This is a genomic window from Mycobacterium sp. SMC-11, assembly GCF_046250095.1.
Classification (GTDB): Bacteria; Actinomycetota; Actinomycetes; order Mycobacteriales; family Mycobacteriaceae; genus Mycobacterium; species Mycobacterium heraklionense_A.
Map to the genome: position 1 here is coordinate 812,386 of NZ_CP176430.1, position 18,904 is coordinate 831,289.

Below are 18,904 nucleotides of genomic sequence, written 5' to 3' on the forward strand. Positions count from 1 at the left end.
AGATGACGAAACCCCCCGGGTACCGCGGTCGGCCCGGAGGGTTTCGTTCGTCGTACGGCTAGATCTGGGTGACCGTCACGGTTCCGCCAGTGAGGCCAGTGCCGTCGGCGGTCAGCGCGCCCAACGACCGATCCAGCTTCACCGTGTAGGAGCCGGCTGAACCGGAGACCTCAACCTGCCCACCCGCCACGCTGGCCAATGCTTCGATCGCCGCCTGAACCGCCGATGGTGCTGCGTCGAAGGCGATGTTGGCGGTTTCCTCGGTGCCGACCTTTGCCTTCCAGTTGCCGGCCGTGCCAGTGACGGTGACGGTGTAGCTCTTGGGGTCGCACATCGGCTGCGGCGGAGCAACATCTGCTGCCGGTTCGCCGCCGCCGCCGCCGAAGTAAAAGTCGGGGGTAGTGAAGATCGACGTGGTGGCCAGTTCGCAGGCACCCTCGGTCACCTCCGGCGGCTTCACCGGAGTGCGGAAGAACACGATGTGGTTGTCGTCGTCCTTGTCATAGGCCGGCACCAGCAGGCGGCCGGCGGTCCCCGAACTGTCGATGGCGGCCACGTTGTATGGGCCGCGTCCCCACCGCTTGGGTCCGAAGGTCTGTCCGTTCATCTTGAACGTCGTCGGGTTCATCTGCACGCCAATGTCGCCCGAGACGAATTCCTTGCCGGCGAAGAACAGGTAACCGTGGTTCTTTCCGGCGGCGGCGGCACTGAAGACCGAGTCATCGGTCGGCGGCAGGCAGTCGTCGTCTCCCTGGCCGCCGGTCCAGAGCTCGAACGCCACGCCGGTTTCCGAGTCGACCTGGGCGCGGTCACGAAAACCGATCGGGTTGCCGTCGTAGTCCAGCACCCGGGCCCACGTCGCGATGATCGAGAACAGATCCGGGTCGACATCGCACAGCTCGAGTGCAACATTCCACCACTTGCGTTCAGCAGGAACGGAATCAGTCACCACCGCCTGTCCCTGGGCGTTCTGCAGCTCCAGGTCCTGGCGTGCCTTCAGCTCAGGGGTCAAGGTGACGGTGACAAAGCCGTCGGTGACAAGCCGGTTGGCGTTGCCGGCGAGCGGCAACCCGCACGCGTCGGTCTTGGTGACGCGAAGGCGAGTGCCCTTTACAACTGCGGTTCGAGCCATGTGCTGGCTGTCCTCCTGCTATAGGGCGCATACCGCGCCGACCGGTTCCGAGGTCGGTTCGAACAGTAAGGCGGGTGGGTGCATGATCAATCGCAGCGCTCTCCGGCACGGCGGCCTACATGTCGGACGGTGCCCTCTACTGAGAAGACGGGCGGACGTGAACGCCTCGGATGTGCTCACGCCGCCCGCCTCGTCTCATGCGGTTCCCGGCCGGCGCTCGCTGAGAGCAGCACATAGAGCTGGGGGAGGGGGTGTTGGCCGAGGACCGTAGAAATCGGGCATGCAGGCTCAACCGTGGTTAGGATTCGCTGATGATCTGGCGGACTTTGCCGCCCCCGGCACGCCGGATCTCCATGCGTGCTTCCACAGTCGTCAATACCAAGTCTGGCTTCACCGTTCCGTCGGGATAGGTGATCTCAAAGCCCAACACCGCTACGCCGCTCGCTTTCGGCTTACGTGACCGGGCGCCACCGCGGCAACCGCAACCCATCAGGCGGACGTGGTGAAGTGCCGCCCGACCAAATCGGTGGCAATCGGCTCCGTCGACGAATCGGCCGCAGCCTGATGAACACGAGCCAACAACGTCTCGAGAGAACCCCGGTCAGGCCGGGAAATTTCACTAGCTGCGGACGTCGCCGTGGAATCCGTCATGTCGTGTGCTCCTGTTCATTCTGACCAGCTCAACCAACGGTCATCAGATTCTCGAGACTGTCCCGTCTACACGTAGCTAACCGTTGACTGCACTCGTGCGTAACTGAATTTCCTCTTCGTGGGTGCGGCAACCGTGCTGCCGGAACTGCCATTGAGTCAGGCGAGCTCAAAGTCTTCATCCTCGGACAGCGAGGCCCCGACGCCGACGAGGTGAGAGCAGGCGAACGCGACCGGAATCACGCACCACCACTGCCAGCCGAGCAGCCTCACTGGCACGGCGGCGCCGGCCAGCGAGATCCAGAACCCCACGCACCACGGGCAACTCAAGAACGATGCGAGGGTGTTCCACCGGATCATCCGCCTGATGGCAGTGTCGGCCGCTACCTTCTGCTCTGCGACCGACGCGTCGTTGCTGGCCTGCTTCGCGGTTGCAGCGCGGCCCGAGATCCACATCCGCAGTGGGTCCAGCACGATATCGAAGTTGATGAGCCGAGTCAGCCGTGCGACGGCCAGCACATAGATGGCAAGGATCAGGAGTGTGTGTCCGAAGCTGTCGTTCATTAGTGGGGGAAGCTATGACTTTGTAGTGCAAGCTATTCCGGGTGAATGTTGTCCACACGAGTTGGGACAGTCGATGTCAGGCTGCGCGTTTACCCTTGCGCTGCTCGGCTTTACGGATCCTGCCGCACTCCCGGCACCAGCTTCTGCCACCGTGCGTGTAGGTGTTGTACCTGACTCTGGGATGCCCGCAGCGAAACAGCTTCAACGTGCCGGCCAGGTGCGCGTTGACGATCTGATCTAGCTGCAATCGCAGCCGCTCCGCCTCCGCCACCTTTTCCGCCAGATCGCGACGCGTCACCGAATGCCCGCTCCGCTCGGCGCTCAGCTGGTCATTTAGCTCGTCGGTCTGTTGCTGGGCAATCTTGCAGACCTGCGTCATGTCCTCGGCTCGGACCGCCATAACTAGACGCCGCGAACAGCCACAACGTTCCGCGATCTCATCGGCGGTCATGCCGGCATTGGTGAGGCCGGCGACGAGCCATGATCGATCCGGCCCGGAGAGTTCGGTCATCTTGCGGGACGCCTTGGGCATTGATAGGACGGCCGCCACCATGAGGGGGTCGGGTTCCCAGCGCTCAGGCTGCGTCGACGTCAACATGCAAACCCGGCTAGCCGCAACACCGCGAGACTGCATCGCATGTGAGCGGCCCGCCGATCTTCCCGAGCGGGAACACATTGCAGGTCCTCACATGCCTGAACATAGGCCGAAGTGTCCCGTTGTGACCGCAACGACGACGCTTCCGAGTCCAAACCGTTACCAGCAATGGTGTCCGGACGGCTATCGCAGCGGACCAGTGCAGCCACGCCAGTATTAGCGGCGCGGGTAGTGCTGCGGTGATGGCGATTTCGTTGCTGCAGGCGCTCCAGGAGTGTCTCGGCGAGCTGCCCCCCTGCGCGCGTTGGCCTTCGTAACCACTGATTATCAAGGCGAGTGCTCGTTTCGTTCGTACGTTCCGTTACGTACGTGCATTGCTCCGCATGGATTGCTCTGAGCATGCTGCGGCGGCATATGCTCAAGCATTGCTCAGGCATTGGAAGCTTGCCCGCTTCGCTTGGCCCATCGGGCGGCGGCGGCCTTCTTGGCTTTCTCGGTTCGGCGGGCGGCTTCTTCACCGGCGAGTTGAAACTCGGCCCAACCGTTGATGTCCCATCCTCCTGGGGCGGGCATCCACAATCCGGCTGTCACGAGCTTGTTGGCATCACTTGTCGTGGCGCCGATTACGCGCAGGGCGACCTTTGGGATGAAGCCCGACAGGCCGTGCTTTGCGGAGTAGCACATGCCCTGTAGGTGAGCAACGATGGCCCGATAGTGTTTGTCCTCTTGGAGGTACAGCAGTTTCGGGTTCTCGAACATGGTGGTGTCGAGTCGGATCCAAGGCAGGGTAGCCACGGTGCTACGGCACCTCCTTGTTCAGCATGGGATTGCGCTTTTTGAGACTGCTTCTGATGAGGCGGGTGCCGAGGCGGCAAGTCTCATGCGGGATGGGTTTCCCTTCTTCGGAAGTAGAGGGTGTGGCGGAGTGCTCGTCGAGCCGCGGTCTTGCGGCGGCCGACGAGCGTTGGCTGAGGCAACAGATTCCGCCGGCGTGGGCAGCAGCGTTCCGTCACCTAGTGGCCCTACTGCCCAGCCGCTGTCGGTCGCGGTGGTAGCTCTGGTACCGAGTGGGCGCTGAGCTGGAATTGTTCCTGCAGGCGTTCACATATGACCACGATTGCATCGCGGGTCAATGAGTCCAGGGTGTAGTCGGCTCGAGCCCATCCGGCTACCTCGCCGACGAATCGGGAAGCCGTTTCTAGGCCGTTGCGTACACCGTCGACGAACATGCTGCCGGCGAGGTTTGCGATGCTGTCGCCGATATCGGCGACGGCAAGCTCGGCTCGATTCTCGACGCGGTCGGGGTCGGCACTCATGCGTTTGCAGACTTTGCGTGCGGCGCCGTGGTCAACCACCGCGTCTCGGCTAGGTACACATGATGTCCGGCGATCCGGTCGAAGAAACAGAGCGCCTCGGTCCGCCTCTTGTGCCAACAGAGGTTCATCACGTCCCACTTATCTGCGACTCACGCACGGCTGTCTCGTCGATACGTGCGGCGTGTTCTTGCGCCAACTCCAATGTCGGGAAGGGCCTTCCGCCAGGCTCCAATCCCCAGATATCCAGGCGGTCATGCCCCAGTCCGGCCAGCCACCACTCGGCGCCGACGCGAATGATGCGGTAGTGCCCGCGGACGCCGGAAGTGATGAGCGTGGCATGCATGTCCGGGTGGGAACGCCAGATCAGACTCATCGGACCCCCGCACCTAGACCGGCGGCCTTTGCCCGCCAGCGGATCTGAGCACTACGGGTGGCGGCGATCATGAGGCTCTCCGCCCAGCTAATGCAGCGAGGTGCTCAACTCGTTGCCACAGGACCGAGCATGGAAGGTCGGGGTCGAACCATGCGACCAGACACATAGTCACCTGGGCGGCTTTGGCCGGATGCTGGGCGGCCAAAGCAACGAGTTCCCCGTACAGCTTGTCGGGGTTTTCGATCATCCGATCATGCAGGCCGATGGCGATATCGGCGATCCGGTCAAGGTCGTTATCTGCCGCAAAATCAACGATCACAACGGCACCCCCACGGCCCGTCGGCCTCGAGGCTGACCGGTGCGGCGTCTGTTGTTGCGATGCTGGCGTCGACGACCAGGAACATGCCCACGATGAACGTGGCCCACCAGAGCAGGGGGTAGAGCGCCTCGCGCCAGCATTGTCGGTCTCGTCCGGTACGGTCTGGTGTTGGCACTGCTGGTCCTTTCGGTTGTGGTGTCTGGCCCTGCTCCGCGCACAACGGTGGCGGGGCCATCTACTTGGCGGCGGCGCGCAGGAGCCGGGTGCTCATGCGGCGAATCCGGGGAGCTGGCTGACGCCCAGCGCCTCAGCGGTACGCATATAGAGCGGGGACTCCGCCCAGTACTGCTCGTGACGCAGCTGGGAAGCACGGCACAGCTCGTCGCCCATGGTGGCCAGTGCTGGCTTAGCGAGCCGCTGACGCCAACGTCGGCGCCTCGGTAAGCGATGGCGACCGACGGTGCGAGAGGCGAACCCCGCCGTTTGGTTGAACCCGTCAGTCAACGTCGACGGCGTCACGTCGACGAGCGCACCTTCGAAGTAGCCGTGTCGGTCGTGCCTAGGTGTCAGTTGCCCTGTGCCGCCTCGGAGGATCAGCCACACCATGGCCAGGAAGGCCGCCACGAGCACCCCGCCAACCGCGGCCGTCTGCGCATCAACATCCGGGACCCACCAGTGGCTCACGCTGACGCCTTTGCTTCGCCGAGAAGGTCCGAGACCGCCATGTCGACAAAGGCCGCAACCGCGTCGAGTTCGTCGAGGCGCCAAGCAACCTTTCCGGCCAGGCGACGGTGGATCGCCGTCTGTGACAGTCGGAGGTGCTGAGCGAGGTCGCCCTGGGTCAGGCGCCTGCGGGCGAGCTCCGCGCGGATCACGGACGTGATGTCGGACTTAGCGCTTGCAGACTGAACGTTGCTCACAGAGAAAGTTTTAGACCATGGAGCATTGCGACGCAAGGATCTGGGCGTAATGGACGTTGCGCTGAGGGAAATTACCTTCCCTGGGTTTCATGCATTCGCTCAGCGAGTAACATATTCGCCATGAGTGTTGTAGTGGATCTGGTCCCTCAGGGAACGTTCCGGGCGGAAGTCGCAGCGCGCCTCCGGCAGGCCATCGCGGCCCGAAACATCAAAAAGAGCGATGTCGCCGCATGGGTTGAGATGAACGTCACGTCGTTCTCGAAGCGACTCAACGGGCATCTGCCGATGGATCTCGATGAAATCGACTCCATCGCCGACGCGGCCGGCATCCTCCGGGACTGGCTGCTCACTGGAGCTGGACCAATGCTTGACCCGGACTGGCGGTGCCCCCAGCAGGGCTCGAACCTGCGACCTGCGGATTAAAAGTCCGTAGCTCTACCAACTGAGCTATAGGGGCCGTGCTGGAACAGAATACTGCCTGCCCGCCGGGGCTCGATGGGGGCCGGGTTTGAGGATTCGGGCCACTGTGCCCTAAGCTAACCAAGCTCCCAACGTGAAGCGTTGTGAGTGCCTCGGAGAGATTCGGTTCTGGCCCCCATCGTCTAGTGGCCTAGGACGCCGCCCTTTCACGGCGGTAGCACGGGTTCGAATCCCGTTGGGGGTACTCGCATCCGGCGGAAACGTCGGGAGTGAAGCAGTACAAGCAAGGCCCTGTGGCGCAGTTGGTTAGCGCGCCGCCCTGTCACGGCGGAGGTCGCGGGTTCAAGTCCCGTCAGGGTCGCTTTTTACGGCGAGGCACCTGGTGCCTTCCGGCCAGGTAGCTCAGTTGGTACGAGCGTCCGCCTGAAAAGCGGAAGGTCGCCGGTTCGATCCCGGCCCTGGCCACTTCTGAGGCTGTTTTTCTTGGCGCCCAAGACCACTCCACGCTTATTCGTCGTTCAGACCCACTTCCCAGTCCAATGCATCGGCCACCTTGGTGTGCAATCGGCCACGGTTCCAGTACATAGTGTTCGGCGACCTCCAAGTGCTGAGTCGGTCGTGGAATGCCCCTCAGAGTGGGCCTTGTCGGCCGTCCGGGATGCCGCGCAAATTTTTGTGGGGCTCTATCGCAGTGCTCGGTGAGTAGTTCGTTCAAGAACTTTGGCCGACCCCATCGTGGTATCCGCTGTCGTAAGGCTCCGAATGGGCCTAAGGTCTGTAGGCCGCGCCGATAAGCCCGCCATGACCTCCAGAAGCTATGGATGCGACGGTGACTTGGGCCTGCAGGCTGGAAGGTGGAAGGTTGGGTGTCCTCCGGAGTCAGTCTTCTGGCGCAACCGCCATGTTACGAAAGTAGTCCTTACTCGACTGCCTGGTGAGCAATAGCGAACCCGGTAGTAAAAGGAAAAGCGGGGCGGACAGGAAGCCTGCCGCCTGCCACGAGTCTCCGCCGATCGCCTTGCCGACAAGGTACGCCAGAGTCCAGAGCACGGTGAGGGTTGCAGGTGCGCGGAGAAGTCCCTTCGGGGTGGCACCTCTGAGTGCGGTCACCGCGCCCCGACCTGCGAGAGCGGCAACTATTACGCACACAGCTCCAACGACGATTGCCATGGTGTAGAGCCGCCACTCGGTGTCGAATGTCACGCGCGAAGCGCCAACCGAGAGGCCAGACACGCCGACCAAGGTCGTTATCGCCACCGCGAACCAGGTGGTGATCAAGGCGGCGGTCACTGTGTTTGGGCGCCTTGCTGGTCCGGCGGGTAGTTGGACCTCCGGGGATGTCGGGATGGGGTCCGCCGCGGCTTCGGCGGGCGCGTACTGGGTAGGTGCATCGTTGAGTGCTGGCGCGGGTGCTGCAAGTGTTTCGGCCCCGGCGGCGACGCTTGCTGCCGGACTGGCGGGTGCCGAGAGCGCGGCGCGTGCTGCCCGTGCGAGGTCCCTGGTGGTGGCGTAGCGCTCGCCGGGATCCTTGGCCATGCCGGTGGCGATGACGGCATCCATCGCACGGGGGACGTCGACCCGGAGAACTGAGGGGCGAGGTGGCGGATCGAACAGGTGGCCTGTTGCGATCTGCTCCAGGCTTTCGCCGGGGAAGGGCTGCTGCCCGGTCAATGCTTGGTGCAGCACGCAGGTCAGCGCATATACGTCGGCACCCGCGTCAGCCGTGCCGGTTCGGAACCGTTCGGGGGCCATATACGACCACGTGCCCAGTGTCATGCCCGTGCTGGTAAGTCCGGTCTCCCCGGTGACCCGTGCGATCCCGAAGTCGATCAGGTAGGCAAAGTCGTCCTCAATGACGAGGATGTTCGACGGTTTGACGTCACGATGGATCAGCCCGATGCGGTGCGCGGCGTTCAACGCCGAGGCGATCTGCTCGATGATCGCCACTGCACGGTTGGGATCGAGTGGGCCTTGGGTGAGCAGGGTCTGGAGGTCCTGACCATCGACCAGCCGCATTGCAACGAATAGACGGCCATCGACTTCGCCGAAGTCATAGATTGGCACCACATGGGGCTCATCGAGGCTGGCCGCGGCTTTGGCTTCCCGCAGGAACCGCTTTTGGAATCCGTCATCATCTACCAGATGCACGGGCAGTACCTTGACGGCCACCGTCCGCTCCGTCACGGTGTCGAATCCCCGCCAAACTTCTCCCATGCCGCCACGCCCGAGTACCTCTACCAACCGGTAGCGGCCGAACGGTGTGCCCTCCATGGCGACCTCTTCCGTAGTCGTTGTTCGCCCTTGCAGCGTTTTGGCCCGAGGGCCGACGCAGCGGGCGCAGGCAAACATATATGCGATTGGATTCGAATGTTGCCAACGGCGCCGAACTTTGCACCACGTGAGCTTGCCCGATGGGCTTTCGAAGCGACTTCAATTCGTCGGATATGCCCGCGACGTGCCGGCGGCCGCCTGGCATTAGCGACAATTGTTCGAGTGTGAACAATGCTGTGAGCCAAGAACGTTGACAATTGCTCGGACATTTCGGCAACTCGCCTACCCAACAGGGGAAGGTCGCCGGTTCGATGGTGATTCTCTTGCTATCTGGGGGTTATCCGCGCGTCGTCAGACCCCGCGCCTCGCCCCATACGGGACTGTCGACGAACCAGTTGTCGTAGTCGGCCTGCGCCGCCTCCAGCTGTGAGCGGTCGACTCTGCCGTTGAAGATATCGTCCAACAGCCGGAAGTAGCCGAAGCGCTGCACTCCTGGCGTCAGCACGGTGTAGAGGTGCGCCTCGTTTCCCGCGCTGGCGGCGAACGCGTGATGCATCAGCGGCGGGACTATCGCGGTGTCGCCGGCCGTCAACGTCTCCACGTGATCGCCGGCGAGGAAATCGATCTGACCCGACACGACGAAAAACAGTTCAGACGAGCGTGTGTGAAAGTGCGGGGCAGCGCCGTCAGCCCCCATGGCGAGGGATATGTCCAAGACGCTCGCTGCCCCGCCGGTCGCATCGGAGTCCACCACTAATCCGGTCGAGGCGCCCGACGCCGTGCGCAGTACCTCGCGCTCGTTGGCTCGGACCATCGGAACCACGCCGGGAACGAAGCGCTCAAGGGCCACAACAAGAACCTTCCGATTGGCGGACAGACCATTTCAGCAACCGACCAGCTGGACATCACATTCCCATCAACCCACGCCGAGTCGAACCGTGTGTTGCCGGATCAGGCCCCTAGACTGGCCCGCTGTGCACCCTGCCTTGACTCGACGCGCGTCGGTGATCGTCATTGCCGCCGTGGTCGCCTCCGTCGGGCTGCCGACCGCCGCAGCGGTAAGTGACAAGATCCAGCTCGGCGGCGGTGCCGCGATCGTGCTCCACGACGACACGCTGTGCACGTTGACCGCGATGGGGCACGACAGTGCCGGCCGGCTGATCGGTTTTACCGCCGCGAACTGCGGTGGGCCGGGCTCGTCCGTGGTCGTTGAGGGAGCCGAAGACCACGGCGGCGTGGGCACGGTGGTGGCCGCCGACGAGGGACTGGGCTACGCGGTGATCGAGTTCGATCCGGTCAAGGTTAAGCCGATCGGCGACTACGAAGGCTTTGGGATCTTCGGGCTGGGCCCGAAAGAGCCGAAGCCCGCGGCCCCGGAGCCTGCCGCCCCAGAGTCTGCCGCCCCGGAACCCGGCGCCGCAGAACCTGCCGCCTCAGAGTCACCCGCCCCAGAACCTGCCACCGAAGAACCCGTCGCTGCGGAACCTCCGGCCCCGAAACAGGCCTGCAAGCTCGGCCGCGGCACCGGCCTCAACTGCTACGACATCGGGCCGGCCGGCGTGGACTCCGCCGGTGAAGAGTGGTGGAAGCCCGGTGATGACGGGTCGCCGATCACCATCGACAACCTGCTGATCGCCATGGTCCGCGACGGAAGCTTCCCGACCGCGCCGCTGGACCAGTCGGGCCCCGGGATCGTGATGTTCAAGGCGATCCTCGAGGACCTCAACGCCAAGGGCGGCCCGGGCGCCGGGTTCGGCCTCGGCTAAGCCTCAGGGCCGCAACGTCTCTGGGCAGATCTCGGCCTGCGCCGCCTGAATCTGAACGTCGGCGGCTTCGGGGCTGTAATAGAAAGTGTTGGTCAGCTGGCGCACCAGGTCACCCGGCGAGATGCCGGAGCGGTAGGTCCCGGTATGGCCATACATCCGCAACTCGGCGCAGATGTAGTGCCCTGAGGTCACTTTGACGTGGTCGGCGACCGGGATCGCCACCGGGGCGGCGTTGACCCGGGCCAGATAGCTCGCGTCATCGGCGTGGGCGGCCGGCGCGGCGGTCAGTGCCGCGGCGGCCAGCAGGGGTGCGGCAATCCGGACGGTCACATGCATGACCTCCATCGTGCCACCGCCACCCGGCGATGGGGCGACTCTCGGTGGGCCCAAATCCCCACACATCACCGCCCGCGTGGTTAGGGTGCCTGCCATGGCAGTCAAGGATTCCCGCGAGGTGGTTATCGAAGCGAGCGCGGAGGAGATCTTCGACGTCCTCGCCGACGTCGAGTCTGTTCCGTCATGGTCGCCGCAGTACCAGAGTGCTGAGGTGCTCGATACCTACGACGACGGTCGTCCGCGTCGGGTGCGGATGAAGATCAAGGCGGCCGGCCTCACCGATGAACAGGTCGTCGAATACAGCTGGACCGACAACAGCGTCGGCTGGACCCTGGTGTCGGCCGGTCAGCTCAAGGCGCAAGACGCCAAGTACACGTTGATGCCGCAGGGCGACAAGACCAAGGTGCGGTTCGACATGGATGTCGACCCGTCGATCCCGATCCCGGGGTTCCTGCTCAAGAGCACGCTCAAGGGCGGCATGAAGACCGCCACCGACGGCCTGCGCGACCAGGTGCTCAAGATCAAGAAGAGTCGCTGACGCCACCTGCGATGAAATCCCGCCGCCGGAAGGGCACGGCGTTAGGCTCGATCTAGTGGCTGTTCGAGCATCGCGGGAAATTGTGATTGACGCGCCGCCGGAGAAAATCCTCGACGCGCTCGCCGATGTGTCCGAGTTGGCTTCGTGGTCGCCGGTGCACAAGCGGATCGAAGTCCTCGACAAGTACGAGGACGGCCGTCCCCATCACGTCCTGGCCACCATCAAGATTCTGGGCTTGGTGGACAAGGAGATCCTGGAATACCACTGGGGTCCGGACTGGATGGTCTGGGATGCCAAGGCGACGGCCCAGCAGCGCGCCCAGCACGTCGAGTACACCCTGACTCGTGAAGGTCCCGACAGCACCCGGGTGCGCTTCGACATCACCGTCGAGCCGTCCGGGCCGATACCGGAGTTCATCGTGCGGCGCGCCAGCAAGCTGGTGCTGAGCATCGCCACCGAACGGCTGCGTCAGCAAATCATGGGCGACGACGCCCCTACCGCGCCGTAGCCGGCCCGTCGCGCAGCGTCTCCAGTCGCCGGATCGCCTCGTCGATGGTGTCCTCACGCTTGACGAAGGTGAACCGCACCAAGTGATTCCAGACATCGGGGGCGGTCGCTTCCGAACCGGGCACGCAGAACGCCGACAGCGGGATGGCGGCCACCCCGGCCCGATGTGGCAGCTCGGCGCAGAACGCCGTGCTGTCGTCATAGCCCAGCGGGCGGGGATCGGCGCACAGGAAATAGGTGCCGAAGCTGTCGTGCACTTCGAATCCGATGCCCCGCAAGCCGTCGGTCAACCGGTCGCGGCGGGCCTGCATGGTTGCGCGCAACGCCGCCACCCAGGCGTCCTCGGTGTTCAGCGCCAGCGCCACCGCCGGCTGAAACGGCGCACCGCCGACATAGCTCAGGTACTGCTTGGCGGCCCGCGCCCCGGCCAAAAGCTCCGCCGGTCCGCACGCCCACCCGATCTTCCAGCCGGTGCAGTTGAACATCTTCGCCGCGCTGGAGATGGTGATGGTGCGCTCCGCCATCCCCTCGAAGGCGGCCAGCGGGCGGTGGGTCCGCTCGGCGAAGACCAGGTGCTCATAGACCTCGTCGGAGATCACCAGCAGATCGGCCTCCACCGCAATGCGCGCGATCTCGGCCAACTCGGATTCGGTGAACACCGTGCCGGTCGGATTGTGCGGTGAGTTGACGATCAGCGCCCGGGTCGCCGGGGTGATGGCCCGTCGCAACGCGTCGGCATCCAAGGCGAATCCGCGCCCGTCGGGCACCAGCGACACGCTGACGCGTCGCGCCCCGGCCATGGCGACCACCGGAGAATAAGAGTCGTAGAACGGTTCGAGCAGCACCACGTCGGAACCCGGCTCCACCAGCCCGAGCACCGCGGCGGCGATGGCCTCGGTAGCCCCTACGGTCACCAGGACTTCGGTGTCGGGGTCGTAGTCGATCCCGTATTTGCGGGCGCGCTGCCCGGCGATGGCCTCGCGCAGGGCGGGGATGCCGGGCCCGGGCGGGTATTGGTTGACGCCGTCGGTGATCGCGGCCCGCGCGGCCTCGAGCATCGCGGGCGGTCCGTCCTCGTCGGGGAAGCCTTGGCCGAGGTTGACCGCGCCGATCCGTGCGGCCAACGCCGACATCTCGGCGAAGATCGTGGTGGCATAAGGCTCCAGCCGTGAGACCATCCGCGCCGTCATGGGACTCGAGCCTAAAGCGCAGGCGACGAGCCCGAAGGAGCGGCTGGAAGCAGGCCTCCAACTGGACCAACCATCCGGTTGATAGGCCGCCCTGTTAGGCTGGGAATTCGGGGACTACGCTCCGACCAAGACGCAGTCGATCCGCATCGAATACCAAATACTGAAGAGGAATCGCCCATGTCCGAAGAAGCCTTCATCTACGAGGCCATTCGCACCCCGCGCGGCAAGCAGCGCGGCGGCGCGCTGAACGAGGTCAAGCCGCTCAGCCTGGTCGTCGGCCTGATCGATGAACTGCGCACCCGCCACCCCGACCTGGACGAGAGCCTGATCAGCGACGTCGTTCTGGGCTGTGTCTCGCCCGTGGGTGACCAGGGCGGCGACATCGCCCGCACCGCGGTGCTGGCCGCGGGCCTGCCCGACACCGTCGGCGGCGTGCAGCTCAACCGGTTCTGCGCCTCCGGGCTCGAGGCCGTCAATGTTGCCGCGCAGAAGGTGCGCTCCGGCTGGGACGACCTGGTGCTGGCCGGCGGTGTGGAGTCGATGAGCCGGATCCCGATGGGCTCCGACGGCGGCGCGATGTTCTCCGACGTGCCCTTCACCTACGACAACTACATCGCCCCGCAGGGCATCGGCGCCGACCTGATCGCCACCATCGAGGGCTTCTCGCGCGAGGACGTCGACAGCTACGCGCTGCAGAGCCAGCAGCGGGCGGCCGCTGCCTGGTCGGGCGGTTACTTCGCCAAGTCCGTCATCCCGGTGCGTGACCAGAACGGCTTGCTGATCCTGGACCACGACGAGCACATGCGCCCCGACACCACCCTGGAAGGCCTGGGCAAGCTGCGCACCGCCTTCGACGGCATCGGCGCGATGGGCGGCTTCGACGATGTGGCGCTGCAGAAGTACCACTGGGTCGAGGGCATCAACCACGTCCACACCGGCGGCAACAGCTCCGGCATCGTCGACGGTGCCGCCCTGCTGATGATCGGTAGCGAGAAGGCCGGCGCATCGCAGGGCCTGACCCCGCGCGCCCGTATCGTGGCCACCGCCACCACCGGCGCCGACGCCACCATCATGCTCACCGGCCCCACCCCGGCCACCGTCAAGGCACTCGACCGGGCCGGGCTGACCGTCGATGACATCGACCTGTTCGAGCTCAACGAGGCGTTCGCCTCGGTGGTGCTGAAGTTCCAGAAGGACCTCAACATCCCCAACGAGAAGCTCAACGTCAACGGTGGCGCCATCGCGATGGGTCACCCGCTGGGCGCCACCGGCGCCATGATCACCGGAACCATGGTCGACGAGCTTGAGCGTCGCGGTGCCAAGCGTGCCCTGATCACGCTGTGCATCGGCGGCGGCATGGGCGTGGCCACCATCATCGAGCGCGTCTGAGAGGGTTTGTAAAAAATGGCAGAGAACACCATCAAGTGGGACAAGGACGCCGACGGCATCGTCACGCTGACCCTGGATGACCCGACCGGGTCGGCCAACGTCATGAACGAGCACTACCGCGAGTCCATGCACAACGCGGTGCAGCGCCTGATCGAGGAGAAGGATTCGGTCACCGGTGTGGTCGTCACCAGCGCGAAGAAGACCTTCTTCGCCGGCGGTGACCTCAAGGCGATGATCCACGTCGGTCCGGCCGACGCCCAGGCCGTCTTCGACCAGTGCGAGGGCATCAAGGCCGACCTGCGCGCCCTGGAGACCCTCGGCAAGCCGGTCGTGGCCGCCATCAACGGCGCCGCTCTCGGCGGTGGCCTGGAGATCGCGCTGGCGTGTCACCACCGCATCGCGGCCGACGCCAAGGGCAGCCAGCTCGGCCTGCCCGAGGTCACCCTGGGCCTGCTGCCCGGTGGCGGCGGTGTCGCCCGCACGGTGCGCATGCTGGGCATCCAGAACGCCTTCATGAACGTGCTGGCGCAGGGCACCCGTTTCAAGCCGGCCAAGGCCAAGGAGATCGGCCTGGTCGACGAGGTGCTGCCCACCGTTGAGGAGCTGGTGCCCGCCGCCAAGGCGTGGATCAAGGCCAACCCGGACGCCGGAGTACAGCCGTGGGATGCCAAGGGCTACAAGATGCCCGGCGGCACCCCGGCCACCCCTGCCCTGGCGGCCATCCTGCCGTCGTTCCCGGCCCTGCTGCGCAAGCAGGTCAAGGGGGCCAACATGCCCGCGCCGCGCGCCATCCTGGCCGCCGCGATCGAGGGTGCGCAGGTGGACTTCGACACCGCCAGCCGCATCGAGACCCGCTACTTCATCTCGCTGGTCACCGGCAACGTCGCCAAGAACATGATCCAGGCGTTCTTCTTCGACCTGCAGCACATCAACGGCGGCGGCAGCCGGCCCGAGGGCATTGCGCAGACCCCGATCCGCAAGATCGGTGTGCTCGGTGCCGGGATGATGGGCGCCGGCATCGCCTACGTGTCGGCCAAGGCCGGCTATGACGTGGTGCTCAAGGACGTCTCGCTCGAGGCGGCCCAGCGCGGCAAGGGCTACTCGGAGAAGCTGGAAGCCAAGGCACTCGAGCGGGGTCGTACCACCGCCGAGAAGTCGCAGGCGCTGCTGGACAAGATCACCCCGACGGCCGACCCGCAGGACCTGGCCGGCGTCGACTTCGTGATCGAGGCCGTCTTCGAGAGCCAGGACCTCAAGCACAAGGTGTTCCAGGAGATCGAGGACATCGTCGAGCCCAACGCGCTGCTGGGATCGAACACCTCCACGCTGCCGATCACCGGTCTGGCGACCGGCGTGAAGCGCCAGGAGGACTTCATCGGGATCCACTTCTTCTCCCCGGTCGACAAGATGCCGCTGGTCGAGATCATCAAGGGCGAGAAGACCTCCGACGAGGCGCTGGCCCGGGTGTTCGACTACGTGCTGGCGATCAAGAAGACCCCGATCGTGGTCAACGACAGCCGCGGCTTCTACACCTCGCGTGTGATCGGCACCTTCGTCAACGAGGCGCTGATGATGCTCGGTGAGGGCGTCGAGCCGGCCAGCATCGAGCAGGCCGGTCTGCAGGCCGGCTACCCGGCCGCTCCGCTGCAGCTCTGCGACGAGCTCAACCTGGAGCTGATGCAGAAGATCGCCATCGCCACCCGCGAGGGCGTCGAGGCGGCCGGCGGCACGCTGGCCAAGCAGCGGAACGAAGAGGTCGTCGACAAGATGATCGAGATCGGTCGTCCGTCGCGCCTGAAGGGTGCCGGCTTCTACGAGTACGTCGACGGCAAGCGCACCGGTCTGTGGCCGGGCCTGCGGGAGACGTTCAACTCGGGCAGCTCCACCCCGCCGCTGCAGGACATGATCGACCGGATGCTCTTCGCCGAGGTGCTGGAAACCCAGAAGTGCTTCGACGAGGGCGTGCTGACCTCCACCGCCGACGCCAACATCGGCGCGATCATGGGCATCGGGTTCCCGGCCTGGACCGGTGGCACCGCGCAGTTCATCACCGGCTACCCGGGCGGCAAGGCCGCCTTCGTGGCCCGGGCCAAGGAGCTGGCCGCCGCCTACGGCGACCGGTTCAACCCGCCGGCGTCGCTTCTCTAGTCAGCTGGACAACGTGGAATCCCCCGAAACCCCGCGGTTTCGGGGGATTCTGCGTTTTCTCGACCGCCAGGTGAGCGTCGGGGCGCTGATCGAGTCGGCGCTGTGGCTTGGCCTGGTCTATGTGATCGCCGGCGTGGTGTGGCTGTTCTTGCACCCCGACGGCGTCGAACGGCTCCAAGCGCAGGCCGAGCGGCAGTACGGCATACCACCGTCCAGCGTCTACGAGGTGGCGACGGTGACCTCGGTGGCGCTGTGGCCGGTGATGCTGCTGCTGCCGGCCGACGTCTGCGCGCGCTGAGCCGCGAAACCGGGTTTAGATCGCCCCCAGGTCTGCCGAAATCCAGTGCTGGGGACGCAGATAGATGACCACCTGCTCGCCCAGTTCGGCCAGCGCGTACTCGAGGAACTTCTCGGCCCGTTCCGGCGGCAGATAGCGGTGGGCCAGCTCGACGTGCAGCTCTTCGCTGCCGGGCTCGATGCGGCTGACGGTGCCGTCGACGGCGACGTAGCGCAGTGTCGGCTCGGTGCGCTCCACCATCAGCGAGAAGCTTCCAGCGGCCTCGATGAGCTTCGTCTTGCGCGACCCGGCCCCGGTCAACACCCAGGGCTCGCCGCCGGGGGCGTACTGGTACCAGATCGGCACGGTCAGGGGGCCGCGCCCGGCGCCGGCGTTCACCGACAGTGCGGCGATGTGCGGCTCGGCCAGAAACTGCTCGCGTTCGTCCTTGGACAGGGCCATGTTTTCGAGGCTAACCGCGATACCGGTGCCGTGCCGGTGGGTTGCCTCAGATCGCCGGACCGAGCAGGTCGTCGGCGTCGCGGATGATGTAGCCGTAGCCCTGTTCGGCCAGGAACCGCTGCCGGTGTGCCGCGTACTCGGCGTCCAGACTGTCGCGGGCAACTACTGAATAGAACACCGCCCCGCCGCCATCGGCCTTGGGCCGAAGCAGCCGGCCCAGCCGCTGGGCCTCCTCCTGACGCGAGCCGAAGGTGCCCGAAACCTGCACGGCCACCGATGCTTCGGGCAGGTCGATGGAGAAGTTGGCCACCTTGGACACCACCAGGGTGGAGATCTCACCCCGGCGGAAGGCATCGAACAGCTTCTCGCGCTCGGCGGTACGCGTCGAGCCCTGGATCACCGGGGCGTCCAACTGCTCGCCGAGTTCTTCGAGCTGGTCCAGATAGGCGCCGATCACCAGAGTCTGCTCGCCGGGATGCTGCTTGAGGATCGAGCGCACCACCGCGATCTTGGAGTGCACCGTCGAGCACAACTTGTAGCGCTCCTCGGGTTCGGCGACCGCGTAGTTCATCCGCTCGGTCTCGGTCATGGTGACCCGCACCTCGATGCATTCGGCCGGGGCGATCCAGCCTTGCGCCTCGATGTCCTTCCACGGTGCGTCGTAACGCTTGGGCCCGATCAGCGAGAACACGTCACCCTCGCGGCCGTCCTCACGGATCAGCGTCGCGGTCAATCCGAGGCGGCGGCGTGACTGCAGATCGGCGGTCATCCGGAACACCGGCGCGGGCAACAGGTGCACCTCGTCGTAGATGATCAGCCCCCAGTCGCGACTGTCGAACAGCTCTAGGTGCCGATATTCACCCTTCGTGCGCCGGGTGATTACCTGATAGGTGGCGATGGTGACCGGCCGGATCTCCTTGCGCTCACCGGAATACTCGCCGATCTCCTCTTCGGTCAGTGACGTGCGCGCCACCAGTTCGCGCTTCCACTGTCGGCCCGCGACGGTGTTGGTGACCAGGATCAGCGTGGTGGCCTTGGCCTTGGCCATCGCCGCGGCACCGACCAATGTCTTGCCGGCCCCGCAGGGCAACACCACCACCCCCGAACCGCCCGACCAGAACGAGTCGGCGGCCATCTCCTGGTAGTCGCGCAGTTGCCAGCCGTCCTGGGCCAGGTCGATCGGATGGGCCTCGCCGTCGACATACCCCGCCAAATCTTCCGCCGGCCACCCGATCTTGAGCAGCATCTGCTTGACCCGGCCGCGCTCACTGGGATGCACCACCACGGTGTCGTCGTCGATGCGGGCACCGAGCATCGGGGCGATCTTCTTGTTGCGCAGCACCTCCTCGAGCACCGCGCGATCCAGGCTGACCAGGGTCAGGCCGTGCACCGGGCTCTTCACCAGCTGCAGGCGCCCGTAGCGCGCCATGGTGTCGACGATGTCGACCAGCAGCGGCTGCGGCACCGCGTACCGAGAATGGCTGACCAGGGCGTCGACCACCTGCTCGGCGTCGTGGCCGGCGGCGCGGGCGTTCCACAACGCCAGCGGCGTGATGCGGTAAGTGTGGATGTGCTCCGGGGCGCGCTCGAGCTCGGCGAACGGCGCGATCGCGGCGCGCGCCGAGCCGGCCTGTTCGTGGTCGACCTCGAGCAGCACGGTCTTGTCGGATTGGACGATCAACGGCCCGTCAGTGCTCATGGGGCCCATTATCCGGACGGTCCCGACATGCGTC

General features: G+C 65.3%; 23 protein-coding genes and 4 tRNA genes. 10 read left to right on the forward strand and 17 right to left on the reverse strand.

Annotated features, from left to right (window positions below; all coding sequences use genetic code 11):
• Positions 1–58: 58 nt before the first annotated feature.
• From ACKY0X_RS03850 to ACKY0X_RS03895, 10 genes are all read right to left on the reverse strand, one after another.
• Positions 59–1,132, reverse strand: coding sequence for a hypothetical protein (locus ACKY0X_RS03850; RefSeq protein WP_409428383.1), 1,074 nt, complete (start codon positions 1,130–1,132; stop codon positions 59–61).
• Between the two features lie 807 nt (positions 1,133–1,939).
• The gene (locus ACKY0X_RS03855) at positions 1,940–2,344 is read right to left on the reverse strand and encodes a DUF1360 domain-containing protein (RefSeq protein ID WP_409428384.1); all 405 of its coding nucleotides are present in this window, start codon (positions 2,342–2,344) and stop codon (positions 1,940–1,942) included.
• Between the two features lie 76 nt (positions 2,345–2,420).
• Entirely contained in the window at positions 2,421–2,855 is a 435-nt protein-coding gene (locus ACKY0X_RS03860) for a hypothetical protein (RefSeq protein WP_409428385.1), read from the reverse strand.
• 513 nt (positions 2,856–3,368) lie between these two features.
• Positions 3,369–3,734, reverse strand: a complete 366-nt coding sequence (locus ACKY0X_RS03865; protein WP_409428386.1) for a hypothetical protein — start codon at positions 3,732–3,734, stop codon at positions 3,369–3,371.
• A 227-nt stretch (positions 3,735–3,961) separates the two neighbouring features.
• Positions 3,962–4,255: a hypothetical protein gene (locus ACKY0X_RS03870; protein WP_409428387.1), complete on the reverse strand. Its 294-nt coding sequence runs from the start codon at positions 4,253–4,255 to the stop codon at positions 3,962–3,964.
• Positions 4,256–4,382: 127 nt separating this feature from the next.
• Positions 4,383–4,628, reverse strand: coding sequence for a hypothetical protein (locus tag ACKY0X_RS03875; protein WP_409428388.1), 246 nt, complete (start codon positions 4,626–4,628; stop codon positions 4,383–4,385).
• A 67-nt stretch (positions 4,629–4,695) separates the two neighbouring features.
• Complete coding sequence (locus tag ACKY0X_RS03880) at positions 4,696–4,947, reverse strand: hypothetical protein (protein WP_409428389.1); 252 nt, start codon at positions 4,945–4,947, stop codon at positions 4,696–4,698.
• Complete coding sequence (locus ACKY0X_RS03885) at positions 4,937–5,122, reverse strand: hypothetical protein (protein ID WP_409428390.1); 186 nt, start codon at positions 5,120–5,122, stop codon at positions 4,937–4,939. Before ACKY0X_RS03885 ends, ACKY0X_RS03880 begins: the two co-directional genes overlap by 11 nt.
• A gap of 92 nt (positions 5,123–5,214) precedes the next feature.
• Positions 5,215–5,631, reverse strand: a complete 417-nt coding sequence (locus ACKY0X_RS03890; RefSeq protein ID WP_409428391.1) for a hypothetical protein — start codon at positions 5,629–5,631, stop codon at positions 5,215–5,217.
• Positions 5,628–5,867 carry a helix-turn-helix domain-containing protein gene (locus tag ACKY0X_RS03895; RefSeq protein ID WP_409428392.1) on the reverse strand — a complete coding sequence of 80 codons (240 nt, stop codon included), beginning with the start codon at positions 5,865–5,867 and terminating at the stop codon, positions 5,628–5,630. The genes ACKY0X_RS03890 and ACKY0X_RS03895 overlap by 4 nt, the downstream gene beginning before the upstream one ends.
• Before the next feature lie 120 nt (positions 5,868–5,987).
• On the opposite strand from ACKY0X_RS03895, the gene ACKY0X_RS03900 reads away from it, so the two are divergent.
• Positions 5,988–6,290 carry a helix-turn-helix domain-containing protein gene (locus tag ACKY0X_RS03900; RefSeq protein ID WP_409429493.1) on the forward strand — a complete coding sequence of 101 codons (303 nt, stop codon included), beginning with the start codon at positions 5,988–5,990 and terminating at the stop codon, positions 6,288–6,290.
• Here ACKY0X_RS03900 and ACKY0X_RS03905 read toward each other — a convergent pair.
• Positions 6,252–6,324, reverse strand: a tRNA-Lys gene (locus tag ACKY0X_RS03905). The two genes, ACKY0X_RS03900 and ACKY0X_RS03905, sit on opposite strands and share 39 nt — an antisense overlap.
• Positions 6,325–6,458: 134 nt before the next feature.
• Here ACKY0X_RS03905 and ACKY0X_RS03910 point away from each other — a divergent pair.
• From ACKY0X_RS03910 to ACKY0X_RS03920, 3 genes are all read left to right on the forward strand, one after another.
• A tRNA-Glu gene (locus tag ACKY0X_RS03910) sits at positions 6,459–6,531 on the forward strand.
• Positions 6,532–6,574: 43 nt separating this feature from the next.
• A tRNA-Asp gene (locus tag ACKY0X_RS03915) sits at positions 6,575–6,648 on the forward strand.
• A 30-nt stretch (positions 6,649–6,678) separates the two neighbouring features.
• A tRNA-Phe gene (locus tag ACKY0X_RS03920) sits at positions 6,679–6,752 on the forward strand.
• Positions 6,753–7,166: 414 nt separating this feature from the next.
• Here ACKY0X_RS03920 and ACKY0X_RS03925 read toward each other — a convergent pair.
• Complete coding sequence (locus ACKY0X_RS03925; RefSeq protein ID WP_409428393.1) at positions 7,167–8,558, reverse strand: serine/threonine-protein kinase; 1,392 nt, start codon at positions 8,556–8,558, stop codon at positions 7,167–7,169.
• 337 nt (positions 8,559–8,895) lie between these two features.
• Positions 8,896–9,408 (reverse strand): cupin domain-containing protein, encoded by a 513-nt coding sequence (locus ACKY0X_RS03930; protein WP_409428394.1) that lies wholly within the window; start codon positions 9,406–9,408, stop codon positions 8,896–8,898.
• Positions 9,409–9,532: 124 nt separating this feature from the next.
• On the opposite strand from ACKY0X_RS03930, the gene ACKY0X_RS03935 reads away from it, so the two are divergent.
• Positions 9,533–10,324: a hypothetical protein gene (locus tag ACKY0X_RS03935; RefSeq protein ID WP_409428395.1), complete on the forward strand. Its 792-nt coding sequence runs from the start codon at positions 9,533–9,535 to the stop codon at positions 10,322–10,324.
• 3 nt (positions 10,325–10,327) lie between these two features.
• Here the strand turns inward: ACKY0X_RS03935 and ACKY0X_RS03940 are convergent, their stop codons facing one another.
• Positions 10,328–10,660 (reverse strand): DUF732 domain-containing protein, encoded by a 333-nt coding sequence (locus tag ACKY0X_RS03940; protein ID WP_308485695.1) that lies wholly within the window; start codon positions 10,658–10,660, stop codon positions 10,328–10,330.
• Positions 10,661–10,754: 94 nt separating this feature from the next.
• On the opposite strand from ACKY0X_RS03940, the gene ACKY0X_RS03945 reads away from it, so the two are divergent.
• Together ACKY0X_RS03945 and ACKY0X_RS03950 are read left to right on the forward strand one after the other, a co-directional pair.
• On the forward strand, positions 10,755–11,198 hold the full coding sequence (locus tag ACKY0X_RS03945; RefSeq protein ID WP_409428396.1) for an SRPBCC family protein: 444 nt from the start codon (positions 10,755–10,757) through the stop codon (positions 11,196–11,198).
• Between the two features lie 55 nt (positions 11,199–11,253).
• Positions 11,254–11,706, forward strand: coding sequence for an SRPBCC family protein (locus ACKY0X_RS03950; protein WP_409428397.1), 453 nt, complete (start codon positions 11,254–11,256; stop codon positions 11,704–11,706).
• Here ACKY0X_RS03950 and ACKY0X_RS03955 read toward each other — a convergent pair.
• A complete protein-coding gene (locus ACKY0X_RS03955) occupies positions 11,693–12,883 on the reverse strand; it encodes a pyridoxal phosphate-dependent aminotransferase (protein WP_409429494.1) in 1,191 nt (396 codons plus the stop codon). The genes ACKY0X_RS03950 and ACKY0X_RS03955 overlap by 14 nt on opposite strands.
• Positions 12,884–13,072: 189 nt before the next feature.
• On the opposite strand from ACKY0X_RS03955, the gene ACKY0X_RS03960 reads away from it, so the two are divergent.
• Genes ACKY0X_RS03960 through ACKY0X_RS03970 form a run of 3 tightly spaced genes read left to right on the forward strand, consistent with a single transcriptional unit; the run spans position 13,073 to position 16,730 of the window.
• On the forward strand, positions 13,073–14,284 hold the full coding sequence (locus ACKY0X_RS03960; RefSeq protein WP_308485698.1) for an acetyl-CoA C-acetyltransferase: 1,212 nt from the start codon (positions 13,073–13,075) through the stop codon (positions 14,282–14,284).
• 15 nt (positions 14,285–14,299) lie between these two features.
• A complete protein-coding gene (locus tag ACKY0X_RS03965) occupies positions 14,300–16,432 on the forward strand; it encodes a 3-hydroxyacyl-CoA dehydrogenase NAD-binding domain-containing protein (protein WP_409428398.1) in 2,133 nt (710 codons plus the stop codon).
• A 13-nt stretch (positions 16,433–16,445) separates the two neighbouring features.
• On the forward strand, positions 16,446–16,730 hold the full coding sequence (locus ACKY0X_RS03970) for a hypothetical protein (protein ID WP_409428399.1): 285 nt from the start codon (positions 16,446–16,448) through the stop codon (positions 16,728–16,730).
• Between the two features lie 15 nt (positions 16,731–16,745).
• Here ACKY0X_RS03970 and ACKY0X_RS03975 read toward each other — a convergent pair whose 3' ends face one another.
• Positions 16,746–17,171, reverse strand: coding sequence for a pyridoxamine 5'-phosphate oxidase family protein (locus tag ACKY0X_RS03975; RefSeq protein WP_409428400.1), 426 nt, complete (start codon positions 17,169–17,171; stop codon positions 16,746–16,748).
• Between the two features lie 46 nt (positions 17,172–17,217).
• Positions 17,218–18,870, reverse strand: a complete 1,653-nt coding sequence (locus ACKY0X_RS03980; protein ID WP_409428401.1) for a DNA repair helicase XPB — start codon at positions 18,868–18,870, stop codon at positions 17,218–17,220.
• Positions 18,871–18,904: the final 34 nt, after the last annotated feature.